This window comes from Streptomyces sp. NPDC057010, from assembly GCF_042673805.1.
Classification (GTDB): domain Bacteria; phylum Actinomycetota; class Actinomycetes; order Streptomycetales; family Streptomycetaceae; genus Streptomyces.
On sequence record NZ_JBHUSC010000021.1, the window covers coordinates 29,970 to 49,664 of the forward strand.

At 66.8% G+C, this 19,695-nt stretch carries 32 protein-coding genes; all 32 read right to left on the minus strand.

What is annotated here, in order from left to right; translation table 11 throughout:
- Positions 1-53: 53 nt before the first annotated feature.
- Positions 54-1,334: a glycosyltransferase family 87 protein gene (locus ACFTXQ_RS19175; RefSeq protein WP_382642238.1), complete on the minus strand. Its 1,281-nt coding sequence runs from the start codon at positions 1,332-1,334 to the stop codon at positions 54-56.
- A gap of 17 nt (positions 1,335-1,351) precedes the next feature.
- Entirely contained in the window at positions 1,352-2,980 is a 1,629-nt protein-coding gene (locus tag ACFTXQ_RS19180; RefSeq protein WP_382642240.1) for an ATP-binding cassette domain-containing protein, read from the minus strand.
- Between the two features lie 43 nt (positions 2,981-3,023).
- Positions 3,024-3,875, minus strand: coding sequence for a tRNA pseudouridine(38-40) synthase TruA (gene truA / locus ACFTXQ_RS19185; RefSeq protein ID WP_382642242.1), 852 nt, complete (start codon positions 3,873-3,875; stop codon positions 3,024-3,026).
- 89 nt (positions 3,876-3,964) lie between these two features.
- Complete coding sequence (gene rplQ / locus ACFTXQ_RS19190; RefSeq protein ID WP_215023458.1) at positions 3,965-4,429, minus strand: 50S ribosomal protein L17; 465 nt, start codon at positions 4,427-4,429, stop codon at positions 3,965-3,967.
- Positions 4,430-4,510: 81 nt separating this feature from the next.
- Complete coding sequence (locus ACFTXQ_RS19195) at positions 4,511-5,533, minus strand: DNA-directed RNA polymerase subunit alpha (RefSeq protein ID WP_007265920.1); 1,023 nt, start codon at positions 5,531-5,533, stop codon at positions 4,511-4,513.
- Positions 5,534-5,672: 139 nt separating this feature from the next.
- Entirely contained in the window at positions 5,673-6,077 is a 405-nt protein-coding gene (gene rpsK, locus ACFTXQ_RS19200) for a 30S ribosomal protein S11 (protein ID WP_003956432.1), read from the minus strand.
- A gap of 54 nt (positions 6,078-6,131) precedes the next feature.
- Positions 6,132-6,512 carry a 30S ribosomal protein S13 gene (rpsM, locus tag ACFTXQ_RS19205; RefSeq protein ID WP_007265919.1) on the minus strand — a complete coding sequence of 127 codons (381 nt, stop codon included), beginning with the start codon at positions 6,510-6,512 and terminating at the stop codon, positions 6,132-6,134.
- Positions 6,513-6,712: 200 nt separating this feature from the next.
- The gene (gene rpmJ / locus ACFTXQ_RS19210) at positions 6,713-6,826 is read right to left on the minus strand and encodes a 50S ribosomal protein L36 (RefSeq protein ID WP_003956441.1); all 114 of its coding nucleotides are present in this window, start codon (positions 6,824-6,826) and stop codon (positions 6,713-6,715) included.
- A gap of 73 nt (positions 6,827-6,899) precedes the next feature.
- Complete coding sequence (gene infA, locus ACFTXQ_RS19215; protein ID WP_003956442.1) at positions 6,900-7,121, minus strand: translation initiation factor IF-1; 222 nt, start codon at positions 7,119-7,121, stop codon at positions 6,900-6,902.
- 139 nt (positions 7,122-7,260) lie between these two features.
- A complete protein-coding gene (gene map / locus ACFTXQ_RS19220; protein ID WP_382642245.1) occupies positions 7,261-8,112 on the minus strand; it encodes a type I methionyl aminopeptidase in 852 nt (283 codons plus the stop codon).
- Positions 8,113-8,209: 97 nt separating this feature from the next.
- Entirely contained in the window at positions 8,210-8,857 is a 648-nt protein-coding gene (locus ACFTXQ_RS19225) for an adenylate kinase (RefSeq protein WP_382642247.1), read from the minus strand.
- Positions 8,857-10,170, minus strand: a complete 1,314-nt coding sequence (gene secY, locus ACFTXQ_RS19230) for a preprotein translocase subunit SecY (protein WP_382642249.1) — start codon at positions 10,168-10,170, stop codon at positions 8,857-8,859. Before secY ends, ACFTXQ_RS19225 begins: the two co-directional genes overlap by 1 nt.
- 187 nt (positions 10,171-10,357) lie before the next feature.
- The gene (gene rplO, locus ACFTXQ_RS19235; RefSeq protein ID WP_382642251.1) at positions 10,358-10,813 is read right to left on the minus strand and encodes a 50S ribosomal protein L15; all 456 of its coding nucleotides are present in this window, start codon (positions 10,811-10,813) and stop codon (positions 10,358-10,360) included.
- A gap of 2 nt (positions 10,814-10,815) precedes the next feature.
- Positions 10,816-10,998: a 50S ribosomal protein L30 gene (gene rpmD / locus ACFTXQ_RS19240; RefSeq protein WP_005313525.1), complete on the minus strand. Its 183-nt coding sequence runs from the start codon at positions 10,996-10,998 to the stop codon at positions 10,816-10,818.
- Positions 10,998-11,603 (minus strand): 30S ribosomal protein S5, encoded by a 606-nt coding sequence (gene rpsE, locus ACFTXQ_RS19245; RefSeq protein ID WP_382642253.1) that lies wholly within the window; start codon positions 11,601-11,603, stop codon positions 10,998-11,000. The genes rpmD and rpsE overlap by 1 nt, the downstream gene beginning before the upstream one ends.
- A gap of 45 nt (positions 11,604-11,648) precedes the next feature.
- Positions 11,649-12,032, minus strand: a complete 384-nt coding sequence (rplR, locus tag ACFTXQ_RS19250; RefSeq protein WP_030008471.1) for a 50S ribosomal protein L18 — start codon at positions 12,030-12,032, stop codon at positions 11,649-11,651.
- Positions 12,033-12,034: 2 nt separating this feature from the next.
- Positions 12,035-12,574, minus strand: a complete 540-nt coding sequence (gene rplF, locus ACFTXQ_RS19255) for a 50S ribosomal protein L6 (RefSeq protein ID WP_382642255.1) — start codon at positions 12,572-12,574, stop codon at positions 12,035-12,037.
- Positions 12,575-12,594: 20 nt separating this feature from the next.
- The gene (gene rpsH / locus ACFTXQ_RS19260) at positions 12,595-12,993 is read right to left on the minus strand and encodes a 30S ribosomal protein S8 (protein ID WP_007265911.1); all 399 of its coding nucleotides are present in this window, start codon (positions 12,991-12,993) and stop codon (positions 12,595-12,597) included.
- 220 nt (positions 12,994-13,213) lie between these two features.
- Entirely contained in the window at positions 13,214-13,399 is a 186-nt protein-coding gene (locus tag ACFTXQ_RS19265) for a type Z 30S ribosomal protein S14 (RefSeq protein ID WP_003956452.1), read from the minus strand.
- Between the two features lie 5 nt (positions 13,400-13,404).
- A complete protein-coding gene (rplE, locus tag ACFTXQ_RS19270; RefSeq protein ID WP_030298216.1) occupies positions 13,405-13,956 on the minus strand; it encodes a 50S ribosomal protein L5 in 552 nt (183 codons plus the stop codon).
- The gene (gene rplX, locus ACFTXQ_RS19275; protein WP_150258782.1) at positions 13,956-14,267 is read right to left on the minus strand and encodes a 50S ribosomal protein L24; all 312 of its coding nucleotides are present in this window, start codon (positions 14,265-14,267) and stop codon (positions 13,956-13,958) included. The genes rplE and rplX overlap by 1 nt, the downstream gene beginning before the upstream one ends.
- A gap of 2 nt (positions 14,268-14,269) precedes the next feature.
- Positions 14,270-14,638, minus strand: a complete 369-nt coding sequence (gene rplN, locus ACFTXQ_RS19280; RefSeq protein ID WP_003956455.1) for a 50S ribosomal protein L14 — start codon at positions 14,636-14,638, stop codon at positions 14,270-14,272.
- Positions 14,639-14,734: 96 nt separating this feature from the next.
- The gene (gene rpsQ, locus ACFTXQ_RS19285) at positions 14,735-15,019 is read right to left on the minus strand and encodes a 30S ribosomal protein S17 (protein ID WP_030773830.1); all 285 of its coding nucleotides are present in this window, start codon (positions 15,017-15,019) and stop codon (positions 14,735-14,737) included.
- The gene (gene rpmC, locus ACFTXQ_RS19290; RefSeq protein ID WP_030201568.1) at positions 15,019-15,243 is read right to left on the minus strand and encodes a 50S ribosomal protein L29; all 225 of its coding nucleotides are present in this window, start codon (positions 15,241-15,243) and stop codon (positions 15,019-15,021) included. Before rpmC ends, rpsQ begins: the two co-directional genes overlap by 1 nt.
- Entirely contained in the window at positions 15,243-15,662 is a 420-nt protein-coding gene (gene rplP / locus ACFTXQ_RS19295) for a 50S ribosomal protein L16 (RefSeq protein WP_030026326.1), read from the minus strand. Before rplP ends, rpmC begins: the two co-directional genes overlap by 1 nt.
- 5 nt (positions 15,663-15,667) lie before the next feature.
- A complete protein-coding gene (gene rpsC / locus ACFTXQ_RS19300; protein ID WP_280917079.1) occupies positions 15,668-16,507 on the minus strand; it encodes a 30S ribosomal protein S3 in 840 nt (279 codons plus the stop codon).
- Positions 16,507-16,854 (minus strand): 50S ribosomal protein L22, encoded by a 348-nt coding sequence (gene rplV / locus ACFTXQ_RS19305; RefSeq protein WP_136213228.1) that lies wholly within the window; start codon positions 16,852-16,854, stop codon positions 16,507-16,509. The genes rpsC and rplV overlap by 1 nt, the downstream gene beginning before the upstream one ends.
- A 43-nt stretch (positions 16,855-16,897) precedes the next feature.
- The gene (gene rpsS / locus ACFTXQ_RS19310) at positions 16,898-17,179 is read right to left on the minus strand and encodes a 30S ribosomal protein S19 (protein WP_007265903.1); all 282 of its coding nucleotides are present in this window, start codon (positions 17,177-17,179) and stop codon (positions 16,898-16,900) included.
- A gap of 12 nt (positions 17,180-17,191) precedes the next feature.
- Positions 17,192-18,028 (minus strand): 50S ribosomal protein L2, encoded by an 837-nt coding sequence (rplB, locus tag ACFTXQ_RS19315; protein WP_030026325.1) that lies wholly within the window; start codon positions 18,026-18,028, stop codon positions 17,192-17,194.
- 39 nt (positions 18,029-18,067) lie between these two features.
- Positions 18,068-18,391 carry a 50S ribosomal protein L23 gene (gene rplW, locus ACFTXQ_RS19320; RefSeq protein WP_045945286.1) on the minus strand — a complete coding sequence of 108 codons (324 nt, stop codon included), beginning with the start codon at positions 18,389-18,391 and terminating at the stop codon, positions 18,068-18,070.
- Positions 18,391-19,041, minus strand: a complete 651-nt coding sequence (gene rplD, locus ACFTXQ_RS19325) for a 50S ribosomal protein L4 (RefSeq protein ID WP_382642260.1) — start codon at positions 19,039-19,041, stop codon at positions 18,391-18,393. The genes rplW and rplD overlap by 1 nt, the downstream gene beginning before the upstream one ends.
- A gap of 4 nt (positions 19,042-19,045) precedes the next feature.
- Positions 19,046-19,690 (minus strand): 50S ribosomal protein L3, encoded by a 645-nt coding sequence (rplC, locus tag ACFTXQ_RS19330; protein WP_007265899.1) that lies wholly within the window; start codon positions 19,688-19,690, stop codon positions 19,046-19,048.
- Positions 19,691-19,695: the final 5 nt, after the last annotated feature.

The window sequence follows — 19,695 nt, forward strand, 5'->3', positions numbered from 1 at the left end:
GAAAGCCAATACGCATAACAAACCAGCAGGGTACCCAAGCAGACCCGTACGGGTCAAAACGCGGTCCGCGATGCCGATTCAGCTGGCGTCGCGGCGCACTCCGGTTCGGTCCTGGGTGGGGACCCCGCAGTTGTTACGGGCTCCAGAATAACCCGACCGGAGAGCAGCGCACGACGCGCCAGCAGAATCGCCAGCCCGCAGAGGGTGGCGCAGTCCTTGAAGGCCCGCCGTTTGTGGGCCAGCTCGGAGGGCCACGGGATCAGCGCCACCTGGGGCGTCAGGGCCAGCCAGAACCAGGGCGAGCGGGGCATCGAGCCCGGCCGCACCACCGAGGCCAGCAGCAGCGGCAGCACCACCAGCAGGTAGTGGTCGAAGGAGGGCCGGGAGACCAGGAATGCGGCGAGCATCACCATGCAGGCCGTCTCCGCCAGCCGCAGCTGCCCCTCGTCGGACTCGTCGGGCCGCCGCCAGCGCCGCCAGGTGCCCCACAGCCCGGCCGCGGCCCCCGCGAAGGCCACCGCCACCGCCACGGGCTGCGGCACCCCCAGCCGCGGCAGCACCGCGATCGGCGAGGCGTCCCAGGGCAGCGCGTAGGAGTCCTGCCCCTGGAAGAGGAACGGCAGCGTCTTGGTGAAGAACAGCGAGGGGCTCGGCATCAGCAGCGCCCCCGCCAGGGACGCCCCCAGCGGCACAAACACCGCCGCGGCGAGCCCCCGCCACTGCCGGGCCAGCAGGAACAGCAGCCCGATCGGCACCAGCATCGGCTTGCAGGCGATCGCCAGTCCGACGACCAGCCCGGCCGCGCCCCACGCCCTGCGGTGGGCGAGGAGCAGCGCCACCGGCAGCGCGGCGGCCGAGATGGCCGTCCAGTTCCCGATCAGCACGAGGTTCACGTACGGCTTGTAGGCGAGGGCCAGGACCGCGAAACCGCCGACCGCGAGGCGCGAGCGCAGCGGCACCGAGAACAGTCGCAGCGCGGCCAGCCAGCCCACGCCCAGCAGCCCGGACATGCCCACCGGCAGCAGCCATCTCAGGGCCGTCTGCGGCAGCAGCGCCTCCGGAACCGCCATGAGCACCGCGCTCGGCAGGTACAGGAAGCGCTTGTCCTCGTACGGGGAGCCGCCCGCCAGCAGCGTCTGCGCGGCCTTGACCACGAAGGCGTTGTCGGAGCCCCAGTTCTCCCGCAGGCTCGTGGAGACGCAGATCCCGAGGACCACCGCGAGGGAGACGAGCTGCCAGGGCCGGGACGCGGGGCGCAGCAGCCATTCGACGAGCCGGTCGCCGGAGCTGCGGTTCTCCCACTTCATGAGCCAGATGCCAGGCCGCAGCCCCACAACGCCTCCCTTTCGCCCTACCGCTTGCGTTCGACTCTACGTTCGTCCCAGACAGGTTCCTGAGTTTCCCGCACCACACCGTCCGAACCGAAGACCAGGTAGCGGTCGAATGTGCGGGCGAACCAGCGGTCGTGGGTGACGCACAGCACAGTGCCCTCGTAGGCCTCCAGGCCGTCCTGGAGGGCCTCCGCGGACTCCAGGTCCAGGTTGTCCGTCGGCTCGTCCAGCAGCAGCGCCGTGGTGCCCGCCAGCTCCAGCAGCAGGATCTGGAAGCGCGCCTGCTGGCCGCCCGAGAGCTTCTCGAAGGGCTGCTCGGCCTGGCGCTCCAGCTCGTAGCGGCGCAGGGCGCCCATCGCCTGGCCCAGCGGCTTGGCCGCCTCCGTCCACAGGATGTCGACGAGGGTGCGGCCGAACAGCTCCGGGTGCGCGTGCGTCTGCGCGAAGTGGCCCGGGACCACCCGCGCGCCCAGCTTCCAGTCACCGGTGTGCTTGACGTCCTCGCCGGCCAGCAGCCGCAGGAAGTGCGACTTGCCGGAGCCGTTCGAGCCGAGGACCGCGACCCGCTCCCCGTAGAACACCTCCAGCGAGAAGGGCTTCATCAGCCCCGTGAGCTCCAGGTTCTCCACGGTCAGCGCCCGCACGCCGGTGCGGCCGCCCTTCAGCCGCATCTTGATGTCCTGCTCGCGCGGCGGCTCCGGCGGCGGGCCGGCCTCCTCGAACTTCTGGAAGCGGGTCTGCATCGCCCGGTAGCGCGAGGCCATGTCGGGGCTGCTCGCGGCCTGGTTGCGCAGCCGCAGCACCAGCGCCTTCAGGCGGGCGTGCTCCTCGTCCCAGCGCCGCTTGAGCTCCTCGAAGCGCGCGAAGCGCTCCTTGCGGGCCTCGTGATAGGTCCCGAAGCCCGCGCCGTGCACCCACACGTCGCTGCCCATCGGGCTGGCTTCCAGGCTGATGATCTTCTGGGCGGCCTGGGTGAGCAGCTCCCGGTCGTGGGACACGAAGAGCACCGTCTTGCGGGTGGCCTTCAGCTGCTCCTCCAGCCACCGCTTGCCGGGCACGTCGAGGTAGTTGTCCGGCTCGTCGAGCAGCAGCACCTCGTCGGGGCCGCGCAGCAGCGCCTCCAGGACGAGCCGCTTCTGCTCACCGCCCGACAGCGTGCGCACCTCGCGGAACTGCGCCCGGTCGTACGGGACGTCCAGCGCGGCCATGGTGCAGACGTCCCACAGGGTCTCCGCCTCGTAGCCCTGTACGTCGGCCCAGTCGCTGAGGGCCTGCGCGTACGCCATCTGCGCGGCCTCGTCGTCGACCGTGAGGATCAGCTGCTCGGCCCGGTCCACGGCCTTCGCGGCCTCCCGGATCCGCGGCTGCGCCACCGAGACCAGCAGGTCCCGTACGGTCGTCTCGTCCCGTACGGAGCCCACGAACTGCGACATCACCCCGAGGCCGCCGCCGATGGTGACCCCGCCGCCGTGCGGCTGGAGCTCGCCGGAGATCAGCTTGAGCAGGGTGGTCTTGCCGGCGCCGTTCGCGCCCACCAGGGCCACCACCGACCCCTCCCCCACGCGGAAGGAGACGTCGGGGAGCAGGACCCGCCCGTCGGGAAGGTAGTACTCCAGGTGGCTGGCTTCGAGATGTCCCATGCCGCGCATTGTCCCGGCAGGCCGCGCTCCGCCCAAACCGATAACCGAATCGTCAGCAGCAGCCGGCCCCGGGCAGCGTGCGCTTGTTGCGCGCCTCCTTGCTGCGGGCGGCGAGCAGCTCGTCCGCCGGGTAGCCGACCTCCTCCAGGGTGAGCCCGTGCGGCTTGACCACGTGCACCGAGGAGTCCCGTACGGCGGCCTCCAGCACCTTGCCCGGCCAGTCGGTCGGCCGGTGGCCGTCGCCGACGTGCAGCAGGGCGCCCACCAGCGAGCGGACCATGTTGTGGCAGAAGGCGTCGGCGCGGACGGTCGCGGTGATGATCCCGTCCTCTCCGCGCTCCCAGCTGAGCTGCTGGAGCGTACGGATGGTCGTGGCGCCCTCGCGCTTGCGGCAGTACGCGGCGAAGTCGTGCTCGCCGAGCAGCGGGGCGGCGGCCTCGTTCATGGCGTCCACGTCCAGTGGCCACTGGTGCCACAGCACGTGGCCGCGGCGCAGCGGGTCGACGCCGCCCTGGTGGTCGCCGACGCGGTAGGCGTAGCGGCGCCAGATGGCCGAGAACCGGGCGTTGAAGCCCTCGGGGGCCTCCGCGACCTTCCAGACCCGTACGTCGTGCGGCAGCCGGCCGGCGAGGCGGCGCAGCAGCTTGTCGTGGTGCTCGGCCCACACCTCGTCGGCGATGTCGAACTGGGCGACCTGCCCGCGGGCGTGCACCCCGGCGTCGGTCCGCCCGGCCACGGTCAGCTCGACCGGGTCCTTCAGCCGCATCACGGTCTGCAGGGCGCTCTCCAGCTCGCCCTGCACGGTCCGCAGCGTGCGCTGCTTGGCCCAGCCGGAGAAGTCCTTGCCGTCGTAGCTCAGGTCCAGCCGTACCCGGACGTGCCCGGGCTCCACCTCGTCACTCACGTGACCGATCCTCTCAGAGATGCAGAACGGGCCCGCCCCGGGAAGGGGGCGGGCCCGTTCAGAGCCATTCAGCGTGATCCCGAGAGGGATCAGGCCTCCTTGGTCTCTTCGGCGGCGGGAGCCTCGGCGGCCTCCGCCTCCTTGACGGCGCGCTTGGTGGCGGCCTCGGCCTCACCAGTGGCCTGCTGGGCGACCGTGAGGGCCTCGACCAGCTCGATCACGGCCATCGGGGCGTTGTCGCCACGACGGTTGCCGATCTTGGTGATGCGCGTGTAACCACCGGGGCGGTTCTCGTAGCGCGGGGCGATCTCGGTGAACAGCGTGTGCACGATGCTCTTGTCCGTGATCGTCTGCAGCACCAGGCGACGGTTGTGGATGTCGCCCTTCTTGGCCTTGGTGACCAGACGCTCGGCGTAGGGACGCAGGCGGCGGGCCTTGGCCTCGGTGGTGGTGATGCGGCCGTGCTCGAAGAGGGCCTTCGCGAGGTTCGCGAGGAGGTGCTTCTCGTGCGCGGCGGAGCCGCCCAGGCGGGCACCCTTTGCGGGACGCGGCATTGTTACTCCTTCATATCTGCACCGGCCGTGTCAGGTACCGGTGTCAGTTCCCCCGGGGCGGATGCTCCGGGGAAGTTCTCTTTAGTACTGCTCGGTCTCGACGAAACCGGCGTCCGCGTCGTCGTCGGCGCCGAAGGCGTCGGCGGCGGCGGTCGGGTCGAATCCGGGCGGGCTGTCCTTGAGGGCCAGGCCCATGCCGGCCAGCTTCGCCTTGACCTCGTCGATCGACTTCGCACCGAAGTTGCGGATGTCGAGCAGGTCGGCCTCGGAGCGGGCGACGAGCTCACCCACGGAGTGGATGCCCTCGCGCTTGAGGCAGTTGTACGACCGAACGGTGAGCTCCAGCTCCTCGATCGGCAGCGCCAGGTCGGCGGCCAGGGCGGCGTCCGTCGGGGACGGGCCCATGTCGATGCCCTCGGCGTCGATGTTGAGCTCGCGGGCCAGACCGAACAGCTCGACCAGGGTCTTGCCGGCGGACGCCATGGCGTCACGCGGGCGCATGGCCTGCTTGGTCTCGACGTCGACGATCAGCTTGTCGAAGTCGGTGCGCTGCTCGACTCGGGTCGCCTCGACCTTGTAGGTGACCTTGAGGACCGGGCTGTAGATGGAGTCGACCGGGATGCGGCCGATCTCCTGGCCCAGCTGCTTGTTCTGGACGGCGGAGACGTAGCCGCGACCGCGCTCGACGGTCAGCTCCATCTCCAGCTTGCCCTTGCCGTTGAGCGTGGCGAGGACCAGGTCCGGGTTGTGCACCTCGACACCGGCCGGGGGCGCGATGTCGGCAGCGGTGACCAGGCCGGGACCCTGCTTGCGCAGGTACATCACGACCGGCTCGTCGTGCTCCGAGGAGACGACCAGCTGCTTGATGTTGAGGATGATGTCGGTGACGTCTTCCTTGACACCCGGCACGGTGGTGAACTCGTGCAGGACGCCGTCCACGCGGATGCTGGTGACAGCGGCACCCGGGATCGAGGACAGGAGCGTGCGGCGCAGGGAGTTACCGAGGGTGTAGCCGAAGCCCGGCTCCAGCGGCTCGATCACGAACCGCGAGCGGTACTCGTCGACGACCTCTTCGGTCAGCGAAGGACGCTGAGCGATAAGCATGTCTGTGTTCCTTCAGTCGTGGACGCCCACTATTTGACGCCCGACAGGTACTACGTGACACAAGGGTACGGGCGGTACGTCCCCCGCGAGGGGTTCGTACCGCCCGGACACTCAAAGACGCACAGGTGCGTCCGCTGCGTCAGACGCGGCGGCGCTTCGGCGGGCGGCAGCCGTTGTGCGGGGTGGGGGTGACGTCCTGGATCGAGCCGACCTCGAGGCCGGTGGCCTGCAGGGAGCGGATCGCGGTCTCACGGCCGGAGCCGGGACCCTTGACGAAGACGTCGACCTTGCGCATGCCGTGCTCCTGCGCGCGGCGGGCGGCCGACTCGGCGGCCATCTGCGCGGCGAAGGGGGTGGACTTGCGCGAGCCCTTGAAGCCGACGTGGCCGGCGGAGGCCCAGGAGATCACGTTGCCCGAGGGGTCCGTGATCGAGACGATCGTGTTGTTGAACGTGCTCTTGATGTGGGCGTGCCCGTGAGCGACGTTCTTCTTTTCCTTGCGGCGCACCTTCTTGGCAGCGCCCTGACGACCCTTGGGGGGCATCTAAATCTCCTACGGGAGGTGGTCGGTCCTACAGCGCAAGACCGCTGAACAGGACTACTTCTTGCCCGGCTTCTTCTTACCGGCGATCGCGCGACGCGGGCCCTTGCGGGTACGCGCGTTCGTGCTGGTGCGCTGACCGTGCACCGGCAGGCCACGACGGTGGCGGATGCCCTGGTAGCACTGGATCTCGATCTTGCGGCGGATGTCGCCCTGGATCTCGCGGCGGAGGTCACCCTCGGTACGGAGGTTGGCGTCCACGTACTCGCGGATCTTGACGAGGTCCTCTTCGGCCAGGTCACGAACGCGGGTGTTCGGGTTCACGCCGGTGGAGGCGAGGATCTCCTTGGACCGGGTGCGCCCGATACCGAAGACGTAGGTGAGTGCGATCTCCACACGCTTTTCGCGCGGGATGTCAACACCGGAAACGCGTGCCATTCAATGGCTCCTGTGTGTTCGGGGGTCTTCCGCAGAACCGATCCCGACCGCCGACCGCCCTTGCCGGGTGGTGGTACGTCCGGGTCCCCGGCCCCCGCCGGAGGTGCCGCCGGCCCCGTTCAGGGCTGGGCGGGTTCTGCGTATGTACGTTTTCTTACGTCGCGCGAAGAACTGCGTAAAGGCAGGTCGGTCGGCGTGCGTCAGCCCTGGCGCTGCTTGTGGCGCAGGTTGTCGCAGATGACCATGACCCGGCCGTGACGGCGGATCACCTTGCACTTGTCGCAGATCTTCTTGACGCTCGGCTTGACCTTCATGTTGGTGAGGTTCTCCGGGTCAGTGCCACCACCCGCACCGGGACGGATGCCCAGGCAGGAGTGAGAGCAAGATCTACTTGTATCGGTAGACGATCCGGCCACGCGTCAGGTCGTACGGAGACAGCTCCACAACGACCCGGTCATCGGGAAGGATGCGGATGTAGTGCATACGCATCTTGCCGCTGATGTGCGCGAGGACCTTGTGACCGTTCTGGAGTTCCACCTTGAACATGGCGTTCGGGAGGGACTCGATCACGGTGCCCTCGATTTCGATGGCACCTTGCTTCTTGGCCACGCTTCGCCTTTCGAATCGGCTACCTTGATCGGCTCCGGTACCCCATGCAGGCATGGAAGTGCACGAGAGCCGACGAGTCAGTCTACGTCAGGGCACCCAGAAAGACGAATCCGGAAAGTTTGCCCCAGAGTCTAGATCATTAACCGAGGGGGTCCGGGGCCGTGGTGACCCCGTACGCCGCCAGCTTCGCCTTTCCGCAGTCCGGGCTGGTCAGGACGATCGGCCCCTCCTCCGTCAGCGCGATGGAGTGCTCCCAGTGCGAGGACCAGGTCCCGTCCGTCGTGATGACCGTCCAGTCGTCCGCCAGGACCTCCGTCTGGGCCGTGCCCAGCGAGACCATCGGCTCGATCGCCAGGCAGACGCCCGGGACGAGCTTGATCCCCTTGCCCCGCTTGCGCGAGACGTAGTTCAGCAGGTGGGGGTCCATGTGCATCTCGGACCCGATGCCGTGGCCGCCGTAGTCCTCGATGATCCCGAACTTGCCGAGGCTGTGCTCACCCGTGCCCGGGCGCGGCTGGCGCTTGATGTACGTCTCGATGGCCTTCGAGATGTCCACGAGACGGTTGCCGAGCTTCATGGCCGCGATGCCGGCCCACATGGACTCCTCGGTCACCCGGGAGAGCTCCAGGAGCTCGGGCGCGTGCCCGGTGCCCACGAAGGCGGTGTAGGCGGCGTCGCCGTGCCAGCCGTCGACGATCGCGCCGGCGTCGATCGAGATGATGTCGCCGTCCTTGAGGACGGTCTTGTCGTCCGGGATGCCGTGGACGACCACCTCGTTGACCGAGGTGCAGATGGTCGCGGGGAACCCGCCGTAGCCGAGGAAGTTCGACTTTGCCCCGGCGTCGGCGATCACCTTGCGGGCCACCATGTCCAGATCCCGCGTCGTGGCGCCCGGAACGGCCGCCTCACGGGTCGCCGCGTGGATCGCCGCGACGACCAGCCCCGCCTCGCGCATCTTCGCGATCTGCTCGGGGGTCTTGATCTGAACCATGGACGGACCTTCCACCTTCGAATACGAGTCTTCTCAACAGTACGGCCGCGATGCCCAAGGGACACCGCGGCCGGACCGGACCTGCACAGCAGGGGTACTACTTCTTGAGGGCGTCCATCGCACGCCGGGTGACGTCAGCGACCTCACCGAGGGCCGGGATGGTCACCAGCAGGCCCTGGGCCTTGTAGTAGTCGATGATCGGCTCGGTCTGCGTGTGGTAGACCTCCAGCCGGTTGCGCACCGTGGCCTCGGAGTCGTCGCCGCGCTGGTACAGCTCGCCACCGCAGGTGTCGCAGACACCCTCGGTCTTCGGCGGGGCGTACGTGACGTGGAAGACGTGCGCGGAGTCGTTGCGGCAGATCCGGCGGCCGGCGATCCGCTTGACGACCTCGTCCTCCTCGACCTCCAGGTCGAGGACGGCGTCGAGCTTCATGCCCTCGGCCTGGAGCATCACGTCGAGCGCCTCGGCCTGCGAGACGTTGCGCGGGAAGCCGTCGAGCAGGAAGCCGTTCACGGCGTCGGGCTGCTCCATCCGGTCCTTGGCCATACCGATGGTGACCGAGTCCGGGACCAGGTCGCCGGCGTCCATGTACGCCTTGGCCTGCTTGCCGAGATCGGTGCCCTGGCTGATGTTGGCCCGGAACAGGTCGCCCGTGGAGATGTGCGGGATCGACAGGTTCTTGGCAAGGAACGCGGCCTGCGTTCCCTTGCCCGCACCGGGCGGTCCGACGAGGACGATTCGCATCAGCGGAGGAACCCTTCGTAATTGCGCTGCTGGAGCTGGCTCTCGATCTGCTTCACGGTTTCCAGACCGACACCCACGATGATGAGGATGCTCGTCCCGCCGAACGGGAAGTTCTGGTTCGCTCCGAAGCCTGCCAACGCCATCGTCGGCACAAGAGCGATGAGACCCAGGTACAGCGACCCCGGCCAGGTGATCCGGTTGAGCACGTAGCTCAGGTACTCGGCAGTGGGTCGACCGGCACGAATACCCGGGATGAACCCACCATACTTCTTCATGTTGTCTGCAACTTCCTCGGGGTTGAAGGAAATCGCCACATAGAAGAACGCGAAGAAGACGATCAAGAGGAAGTACGCCGCGATGTAGTACGGGTGGTCGCCCTTGACGAAGTGCTTCTGGATCCAGGTGGCCCAGCCCGCGGTGGATCCGCTGAACTGAACGATCAGTGCCGGGATGTACAGCAGCGACGAGGCGAAGATGACCGGAATCACACCGGCCTGGTTCACCTTGAGCGGGATGTAGGTCGAGGTGCCGCCGTACGCACGGCGACCGATCATGCGCTTCGCGTACTGGACCGGGATCCGGCGCTGCGCCTGCTCGACGAAGACCACCAGGGCGACCATCGCGAGGCCGACGAGGATGACGACACCGAACTCGACCCAGCCGTCGGCGATCTTGCCCTGGAGCTTGATCTGCCACAGGGCGCCGATGAAGCCGGCGGCGATCGAGATGAACATGAGGATCGACATGCCGTTGCCGATGCCGCGGTCGGTGACGAGCTCACCGAGCCACATGACGACACAGGTACCGGCGGTCATGGTGACCACCATGACGATCGTGGTGAAGATGGACCGGTCCGGGACGATCTGGCTGGCGACCGGGCACCCCGTGAAGAGGGCGCCCGTGCGGGCGGTGGCCACGAGGCCGGTGCCCTGCAGGATCGCGAGTGCGACCGTCAGATAGCGCGTGTACTGAGTGATCTTCGCCGTGCCGGACTGGCCCTCTTTCTTGAGGGTCTCCAGCTTCGGGATGACCACGGTCAGCAGCTGCAGGATGATGCTCGCCGTGATGTACGGCATGATGCCGAGCGCGAAGATCGTGATCTGCAGCAGCGCGCCGCCGCTGAACATGTTGACGAGACCGAACAGCCCATTGCTGTTGCCTGCCTGGTCGACGCAGATCTGGACGTTCTTGTAGCTCACGCCGGGTACCGGGATGTGGGACCCGAGCCGGAACAGCACGATGATGCCGAGCGTGAAGAGCAGCTTCTTGCGCAGGTCGGGCGTCTTGAACGCCCGGGCGAACGCGGTGAGCACGGTGCCTCCTGCGACCCCCGCGCTACTGCGTCAGAGGTGACGGTCTGAGGGATCGACGAATACGTACAAGCAAAGGTGCAGGCCACCTTACCGGCGACTGCGCCCCCCGTGGAACGACCAACCGGGGATGCCCCATATGTGAGGCATCCCCGGTCGGGTTTCGAGCTATTTAGCCACTGAATTCGTCTTAGACGAGCTCGGTGACAGTGCCGCCGGCAGCAGCGATCTTCTCCTTGGCGGAGGCGGAAACGGCGTCAACCGAGACCGTCAGCGCCACGGAGATCTCGCCCTGGCCGAGGACCTTGACGAGGCTGTTCTTGCGAACCGCGCCCTTGGCGACCAGGTCGGCCACCGTGACCTCTCCACCCTCGGGGTAGAGGGCACCGAGCTTGTCCAGGTTGACAACCTGGAACTCGGTACGGAACGGGTTCTTGAAGCCCTTGAGCTTCGGGAGGCGCATGTGGAGGGGCATCTGCCCACCCTCGAAGCGCTCCGGGATCTGGTAGCGGGCCTTCTGGCCCTTCGTACCACGACCGGCCGTCTTACCCTTCGACGCCTCACCACGACCGACACGGGTCTTCGCGGTCTTGGCGCCGGGGGCCGGACGGAGGTTGTGGGCCTTCAGCGGGCTGTTCTCAGCCATGATTAGTCAACCTCCTCAACCGTCACGAGGTGGCGGACGGTGTGAACCATTCCGCGGAACTCGGGGCGGTCCTCCTTGACGACGACGTCGTTCAGGCGCTTGAGCCCGAGCGAACGCAGCGTGTCGCGGTGGTTCTGCTTGCTGCCGATGTACGACTTCGTCTGCGTGATCTTGAGGCGGGCCATTACGCGACACCCGCCCCGGCACGCGCACGGAGAAGAGCCGCGGGGGCGACGTCCTCGAGGGGCAGACCACGGCGAGCCGCGATCTCCTCGGGACGCTGCAGGCCCTTGAGGGCCTCCACGGTCGCGTGCACGATGTTGATCGCGTTGTCGGAGCCGAGCGACTTCGACAGGATGTCGTGAACGCCGGCGCACTCCAGAACGGCGCGCACCGGGCCACCGGCGATAACACCGGTACCGGGGGAAGCAGGCTTCAGCAGGACGACGCCCGCAGCCTTCTCACCCTGGATCGGGTGCGGGATGGTGCCCTGGATGCGCGGAACCTTGAAGAAGTTCTTCTTGGCTTCCTCGACACCCTTGGCAATGGCCGCGGGAACTTCCTTGGCCTTGCCGTAACCGACACCTACGGTGCCGTCACCGTCGCCCACCACGACCAGCGCGGTGAAGCTGAAGCGGCGACCACCCTTGACAACCTTGGCGACGCGGTTGATCGCGACAACGCGCTCAACGTAAGCGGTCTTCTCGGCGGCAGGGCCACCGTCGCGACCCTTCCGGTCCCGCCGCTCGCCGCCACCGGCACCGCTTCCGCGGCGCTGGGGTCCAGCCATTGGATTACCTCTCTCTGTTACGTCCGTGAGTCCCGGAACCGGGGCTTAGAACTTCAGCCCGGCTTCGCGGGCGGCGTCAGCCAGAGCGGCAATGCGCCCGGCGTATCGGTTGCCACCGCGGTCGAACACGACGGTCTCGACACCCGCAGCCTTGGCACGCTCGGCGACGAGCGCGCCGACAGCCTGGGCCTGCGAGCTCTTGTCGCCTTCGCCACCGCGGATCGAAGCGTCCAGGGTCGACGCGGACGCCAGGGTGTGGCCCTGGAGGTCGTCGATGACCTGAGCAACGATGTTGCGGTTCGAACGCGTCACGACGAGGCGCGGACGCTCCGCCGTACCCGAGACGTTCTTGCGGATGCGGATGTGGCGGCGAGCCTTGGCAGCGCGCTTGTACGCGTCGCCCTTGGCGATCTTCACACCGTATGCCATGGCTACTTACCAGCCTTTCCGACCTTGCGGCGGATGACCTCGCCGGCGTACTTGACACCCTTGGCCTTGTACGGGTCGGGCTTCCGCAGCTTGCGGATGTTGGCGGCGACCTCGCCGACCTTCTGCTTGTCGATGCCCTCGACCGAGAACTTGGTCGGCGACTCGACCTTGAAGGAGATGCCCTCGGGCGCCTCCACCAGGATCGGGTGGCTGTAGCCGAGCTGGAACTCCAGGTCGGAGCCCTTCGCGGCCACGCGGTAACCGACACCGCTGATCTCGAGAGCCTTGACGTATCCCGTGGTCACACCGGTGATCATGTTCGCCACCAGCGTGCGGGACAGGCCGTGGAGGGCCTTGTTCTGACGCTCGTCGTTCGGACGGGTGACGTTCAGAACGCCGTCCTCGTCCTTGACGACTGCGATGGGAGCCTTAACGGTGTGCGAGAGGGAACCCTTGGGGCCCTTCACCGCGACCGTCTGGCCATCGATGGTGACGTCCACACCGGCGGGAACCTGGATGGGGAGCTTGCCGATTCGCGACATTGCTTTTCCTCCGTTCCCGACTACCAGACGTAGGCGAGGACTTCCCCACCTACGCCCTTCTTGCCTGCCTGCTGACCGGTCAGGAGACCGTGGGACGTGGAGATGATCGCCACGCCCAGGCCACCGAGGACCTTCGGCAGGTTGGTGGACTTCGCGTACACGCGCAGACCGGGCTTCGAGATCCGCTTGATGCCCGCGATGGAGCGCTCACGGTTCGGCCCGAACTTCAGCTCGAGGACGAGGTTCTTGCCGACCTCGGCGTCCTCGACCTTCCAGCCGGTAATGAAACCCTCCTGCTTGAGGATCTCTGCGATGTGCGACTTGATCTTGCTGTGCGGCATCACGACGGTGTCGTGGTACGCCGAGTTAGCGTTACGCAGACGCGTGAGCATGTCTGCGATCGGGTCAGTCATGGTCATGAAGTGGCCTTCGGCCTCTCTCGCCGGGGTTTCCTGTATGCGCCATCCCTCTCCCCACTCAGTGGCGGGACGGGTGCGGTGCGGGGACCTACGGCGTAGTAAGTCGATAGGGCGGCGGACGCCCAACCCCACAAGCCTACGGCATGCGGGCAGGGCGGTCCGCCGACCTGATGCTTACCGAGAGCGTCTGGAAAACCTCAACACCCAAAGGGTGAGGGGATTACCAGGAGCTCTTGGTCACGCCCGGCAGCTCGCCACGGTGAGCCATCTCACGAAGGCACACGCGGCACAGGCCGAACTTGCGGTACACGGAGTGGGGACGACCGCAGCGCTGGCAGCGGGTGTACGCACGCACACCGAACTTGGGCTTACGGGCAGCCTTCGCGATGAGAGCCTTCTTCGCCATCTCGCTTACGCCTCCTTGAAGGGGAAGCCGAGGTGACGAAGGAGGGCACGGCCCTCGTCGTCGTTGGTCGCCGTGGTGACCACGGTGATGTCCATACCCCGGGTACGGTCGATCTTGTCCTGGTCGATCTCGTGGAACATGACCTGCTCCGTGAGACCGAAGGTGTAGTTGCCACGGCCGTCGAACTGCTTCGGCGACAGACCACGGAAGTCACGGATACGCGGCAGCGCGAGCGACAGCGTACGGTCCAGGAACTCCCACATGCGGTCACCACGGAGGGTGACGTGGCAGCCGATCGGCTGACCCTCACGCAGCTTGAACTGCGCGATGGACTTGCGGGCCTTCGTGACGGCCGGCTTCTGACCGGTGATCGTCGTCAGGTCGCGGATGGCACCGTCGATCAGCTTCGAGTCACGGGCGGCGTCGCCGACACCCATGTTCACGACGATCTTGACGAGGCCGGGGATCTGCATGACGTTCTCGTAGGAGAACTCCTCACGCAGCTTGCCCGCGATGTCCTCGCGGTACTTCGTCTTCAGACGCGGAGTGGTAGCCATCAGATGTCCTCACCCGTGCGCTTGGCAACGCGGATCTTGTTGCCTTCGTCGTCGAAGCGGTAACCGACGCGGGTGACGACCTTCTTGCCGTCCTTCTCCACGACCAGCTGCACGTTGCTCACGTGGACCGGGGCCTCGGTGATCACGATGCCACCGGCCTGGTTCTGCGCGGCCTTGGTGTGCTTCTTGACCCGGTTGACACCCTCGACGAGGACGCGGTTCTCAGCGGGGAAGGCAACGATGACCTTGCCCTGCTTGCCCTTGTCCTTACCGGTGATGACCTGGACCAGGTCGCCCTTCTTGATCTTCATGCTTACAGCACCTCCGGCGCGAGCGAGATGATCTTCATGAACTTCTTCTCGCGCAGCTCACGGCCGACGGGGCCGAAGATACGGGTGCCGCGAGGGTCGCCGTCGTTCTTCAGAATGACGGCGGCGTTCTCGTCGAAGCGGATGTACGAGCCGTCCTGGCGGCGGCGCTCCTTGACGGTGCGAACGATGACCGCCTTGACGACGTCACCCTTCTTCACGTTGCCACCGGGGATCGCGTCCTTGACGGTGGCGACGATGACGTCACCGATGCCCGCGTAGCGGCGACCGGAGCCACCGAGAACACGGATGCAAAGGATCTCCTTGGCACCAGTGTTGTCGGCGACACGCAGTCGCGACTCCTGCTGGATCACGTCTATCTCCTGTTTGTCTGCCGGTTCCCGGCCGGGGCTTCAACGAAGCCCCGACCGAGCCTGGCGGAACGAACCTAAGGGAAACCCCTCAGGTGCTTACTTGGCCTTCTCGAGGATCTCGACGATGCGCCAGCGCTTGCTCGCCGACAGCGGACGCGTCTCCATGATGAGGACGCGGTCGCCGACGCCGGCAGCGTTCTGCTCGTCGTGCGCCTTGAGCTTGTTCGTACGGCGGATGACCTTGCCGTACAGGGCGTGCTTCACGCGGTCCTCGACGGCGACGACGACGGTCTTGTCCATCTTGTCGCTGACGACCAGACCCTCACGGGTCTTGCGGAAACCGCGCTCGGTCTTGTTCTCAGTCACGTTGTTCTCGCTCATCAGGCGCTCTCCACCGTCTCGATGCCGAGCTCGCGCTCGTGCATCAGGGTGTAGATCCGGGCGATGTCCTTACGGACGGACTTGAGCCGACCGTTGTTCTCCAGCTGACCCGTGGCCGCCTGGAAACGGAGCTTGAACAGCTCTTCCTTGGCCTCACGCAGCTTGGCAACGAGCTCCTCGTTGCCGAGCTCGCGCAGCTCAGACGCCTTGGTTCCGGCCGCCATCACGACTCACCTGCCTCGCGCCGAACAATCCGGCACTTCATCGGAAGCTTGTGAGCAGCGCGGGTGAGCGCCTCACGAGCAATCTTCTCGTTCGGGTAGGACAGCTCGAACATGACCCGGCCCGGGTGCACGTTGGCGATCCACCACTCGGGAGAACCCTTACCGGAACCCATGCGGGTCTCGGCAGGCTTCTTCGTGAGCGGACGGTCCGGGTAGATGTTGATCCAGACCTTGCCGCCACGCTTGATGTGACGGGTCATCGCGATACGAGCCGCCTCGATCTGGCGGTTCGTCACGTAGGCGGGGGTGAGCGCCTGGATGCCGTACTCGCCGAACGAGACCTCAGTACCGCCCTTGGCCATACCGCGGCGCTTCGGGTGGTGCTGCTTGCGGTGCTTGACCCTACGAGGGATCAGCATGTCGGTCAGGCCTCCGTTCCGGTGCTCTCAGCCGGAGCGGCGGCGGGAGCGTCGGCCTTGGGGGCCTCGACACCAGCAGCCTGCTGCGGCTTGCGGCCACCACGGCCGCCGCGCTCGCCACCACGGCCACCACGGCCGGCGGGACGGTCGCCAGCGCCGGCACCACGGGCCGGGCGGTTACCCGCACGGGCCGCAGCGTTCTCGGCGCGAACCTCGGCGATGTTCTTGACGTCGCCCTTGTAGATCCAGACCTTCACACCGATACGGCCGAAGGTGGTCTTGGCCTCGAAGAAGCCGTAGTCCACGTTCGCGCGCAGCGTGTGCAGCGGCACACGACCCTCGCGGTAGAACTCGGAGCGGGACATCTCGGCGCCGCCGAGACGGCCGCCACACTGGATCTTGATGCCCTTGGCGCCGGCCTTCATCGTGCCCTGCATGCTCTTGCGCATGGCACGACGGAAGGAGACGCGGGAGGAGAGCTGCTCGGCAACGGCCTGGGCAACCAGCTGAGCGTCGAGCTCGGGGTTCTTGACCTCGAGGATGTTCAGCTGGACCTGCTTGCCCGTGAGCTTCTCGAGGTCACCGCGGATGCGGTCGGCCTCGGCGCCACGGCGGCCGATGACGATGCCCGGACGAGCGGTGTGGATGTCCACACGCACGCGGTCACGGGTGCGCTCGATCTCAACCTTCGAGATGCCGGCGCGCTCCATGCCGGACGTCATCATCCGACGGATGGCGACGTCTTCCTTGACGTAGTCCTTGTACAGCTTGTCGGCGTACCAACGCGACTTGAAGTCGGTGGTGATGCCGAGCCGGAACCCGTGCGGGTTTACCTTCTGGCCCATTACCGGGAACCTTCCTTGCTGCTGACGACCACGGTGATGTGGCTGGTCCGCTTGCGGATCCGGTAGGCACGGCCCTGCGCACGCGGACGGAACCGCTTCAGGGTCGGGCCCTCGTCCACGAACGCCTCGCTGATGAACAGCGAAGAAGCGTCCGGGTGGTTGTAGTTGTGTGCGGCGTTGGCAATGGCGCTGTCCAGCACCTTGCCGACCGGCACGCTCGCGGCCTGCGGGGCGAAACGCAGGACCGCCTGAGCCTCCGTGGCATCCATGCCACGGATAAGGTCCACCACGCGGCGGGCCTTCATGGGCGTGACGCGGATGTACCGCGCCTGGGCCCTGGCTTCCATGGTTGTCCCTTCGGTGTAAGTCATAGTCGTAACCACCCCGCCTTTAGCGGCGCTTCGACTTCCGGTCGTCCTTGACGTGGCCGCGGAAGGTGCGAGTCGGCGAGAACTCGCCGAGCTTGTGGCCGACCATCGACTCGGTGACGAACACCGGGACGTGGGTCTTGCCGTTGTGCACCGCGATGGTGTGACCCAGCATGCTGGGGATGATCATCGAGCGACGGGACCAGGTCTTGATGACGTTCTTGGTGCCGGCTTCGTTCTGGGCGTCCACCTTCTTTACGAGGTGGTCGTCGACGAAGGGCCCCTTCTTGAGACTGCGCGGCATCTAAACCCGCTCCTAGCGCTTCTTGTTCGTCTTGCGGCGGCGGACGATGTACTTGTTCGAAGCCTTCTTCGGCGAACGAGTACGACCCTCCTTCTGACCCCACGGGGAGACCGGGTGGCGACCACCGCTGGTCTTGCCCTCACCACCACCGTGCGGGTGGTCAACCGGGTTCATCGCGACACCGCGGACGGACGGGCGAACGCCCTTCCAGCGCATGCGGCCGGCCTTGCCCCAGTTGATGTTCGACTGCTCGGCGTTGCCGACCTCGCCGACCGTGGCGCGGCAGCGCGCGTCGACGAGACGGATCTCACCCGACGGCATGCGGAGGTGGGCCATGACGCCCTCCTTCGCCAGCAGCTGCACGGAGGCACCAGCGGAACGCGCGAACTTGGCGCCGCCACCGGGGCGGAGCTCGATCGCGTGGATCGTGGTACCGACCGGGATGTTGCGGAGCGCGAGGTTGTTGCCCGGCTTGATGTCGGCCGTCGGGCCGTTCTCAATCCGGTCACCCTGCTGCAGACCGCGCGGCGCGATGATGTAGCGCTTCTCGCCGTCGGCGTAGTGCAGCAGCGCGATGCGCGCGGTGCGGTTGGGGTCGTACTCGATGTGCGCGACCTTGGCCGGCACGCCGTCCTTGTCGTGACGACGGAAGTCGATCACGCGGTAGGCGCGCTTGTGGCCACCGCCCTGGTGGCGAACGGTCACACGACCGGTGTTGTTACGGCCGCCCTTGCTGTGCAGGGGGCGGACCAGCGACTTCTCCGGCGTGGACCGCGTGATCTCGACAAAGTCGGCGACGCTGGAGCCACGACGGCCCGGGGTCGTCGGCTTGTACTTGCGGATACCCATTTCTCAGTCCTCGTCCGATTCCGGACGACTAGACCTCCGTTAGGAGGCCTGGCCGCCGAAGATGTCGATACGGTTGCCCTCGGCAAGGGTCACGATGGCGCGCTTGGTGTTGGCGCGCTTGCCGAAACCGGTCTTGGTGCGCTTGCGCTTACCCTGACGGTTGATCGTGTTGACCCCGGTGACCTTGACCGAGAAGACCGCCTCGACGGCCTGCTTGATCTGGGTCTTGTTGGCGCCGGGCGCGACGATGAACGTGTACTTGTTCTCGTCCAGCAGCGCGTAGCTCTTCTCCGAGACGACCGGCTTGATCAGCAGGTCGCGCGGGTCGGAGAAGGTCTTGCTGGTAACGGTCGCCTCAGACATCAGGCGTCGCTCCCTTCGGTCTCGTCGGCCTTGGGGCCAGACACGAAGGACTCGAGCGCGGCCTGGGTGAAGACCACGTCGTCAGAGACGATCACGTCGTACGTGTTCAGCTGGCCCGGCTCCAGGATGTGAACCTGGGGCAGGTTGCGGGCGGACAGCCACGCCAGCTCGTCAGAGCGCTCGGCGACCAGGAGCAGGTTCTTGCGCTCCGAGATCTTGCCGAACAGCGTCTTGGCGGCCTTCGTGGAGGCGGCACCCTCGACCACGCCGGTGACGACGTGGATGCGGGAGTGACGCGCGCGGTCCGAGAGGGCACCGCGCAGGGCGGCGGCCTTCATCTTCTTGGGGGTCCGCTGCGAGTAGTCACGCGGCACGGGGCCGTGGACGACGCCACCGCCGGCGAACTGCGGAGCGCGGGTCGAACCCTGACGGGCGCGGCCGGTGCCCTTCTGGCGGTACGGCTTGCGGCCACCACCACGGACTTCGCCACGGGTCTTGGTCTTGTGCGTGCCCTGACGGGCAGCAGCCAGCTGAGCGACAACGACCTGGTGGATCAGCGGAACGCTGGTCTTCGCGTCGAAGATCTCCGCGGGGAGCTCGACGGTACCGGCCTTGTCGCCTGCCGGCGAAAGGATGTCAATGGTGCTCATTACCTCAAGCCCCCTTGGCCGCGGTACGGACCAGGACGAGGCCGCCGTTCGGACCGGGGACCGCGCCCTTGATGAGCAGCAGACCCTTCTCCGCGTCAACCGCGTGGATGGTCAGGTTCTGGGTGGTGACGCGCTCGTTACCCATCCGACCGGCCATGCGCATGCCCTTGAAGACACGCCCAGGGGTGGCGCAGCCACCGATCGAACCGGGGGAGCGGTGCTTGCGCTGCACACCGTGACCGGCGCCGAGGCCCCGGAAGTTGTGCCGCTTCATGACACCGGCGAAGCCCTTGCCCTTGCTGTTGCCCGTGACGTCAACCTTGACGCCGGACTCGAACACCTCAGCAGTGATCTCCTGGCCGAGCGTGTACTCGCTGGCGTCGGAGGTGCGGAGCTCCACCAGGTGGCGGCGGGGGGTCACGTCGGCCTTGGCGAAGTGGCCCTTGAGGGGCTTGTTCACCTTGCGCGGGTCGATCTCGCCGAAGGCGATCTGGACCGACTCGTAGCCGTCGATGTCGTTCGTACGGACCTGGGTAACGACGCAGGGCCCGGCCTTGACGACGGTCACCGGGACGACACGGTTGTTCTCGTCCCAGACCTGGGTCATGCCGAGCTTCTCGCCCAGGACGCCCTTGATCTGCTTTGCCATCTTCT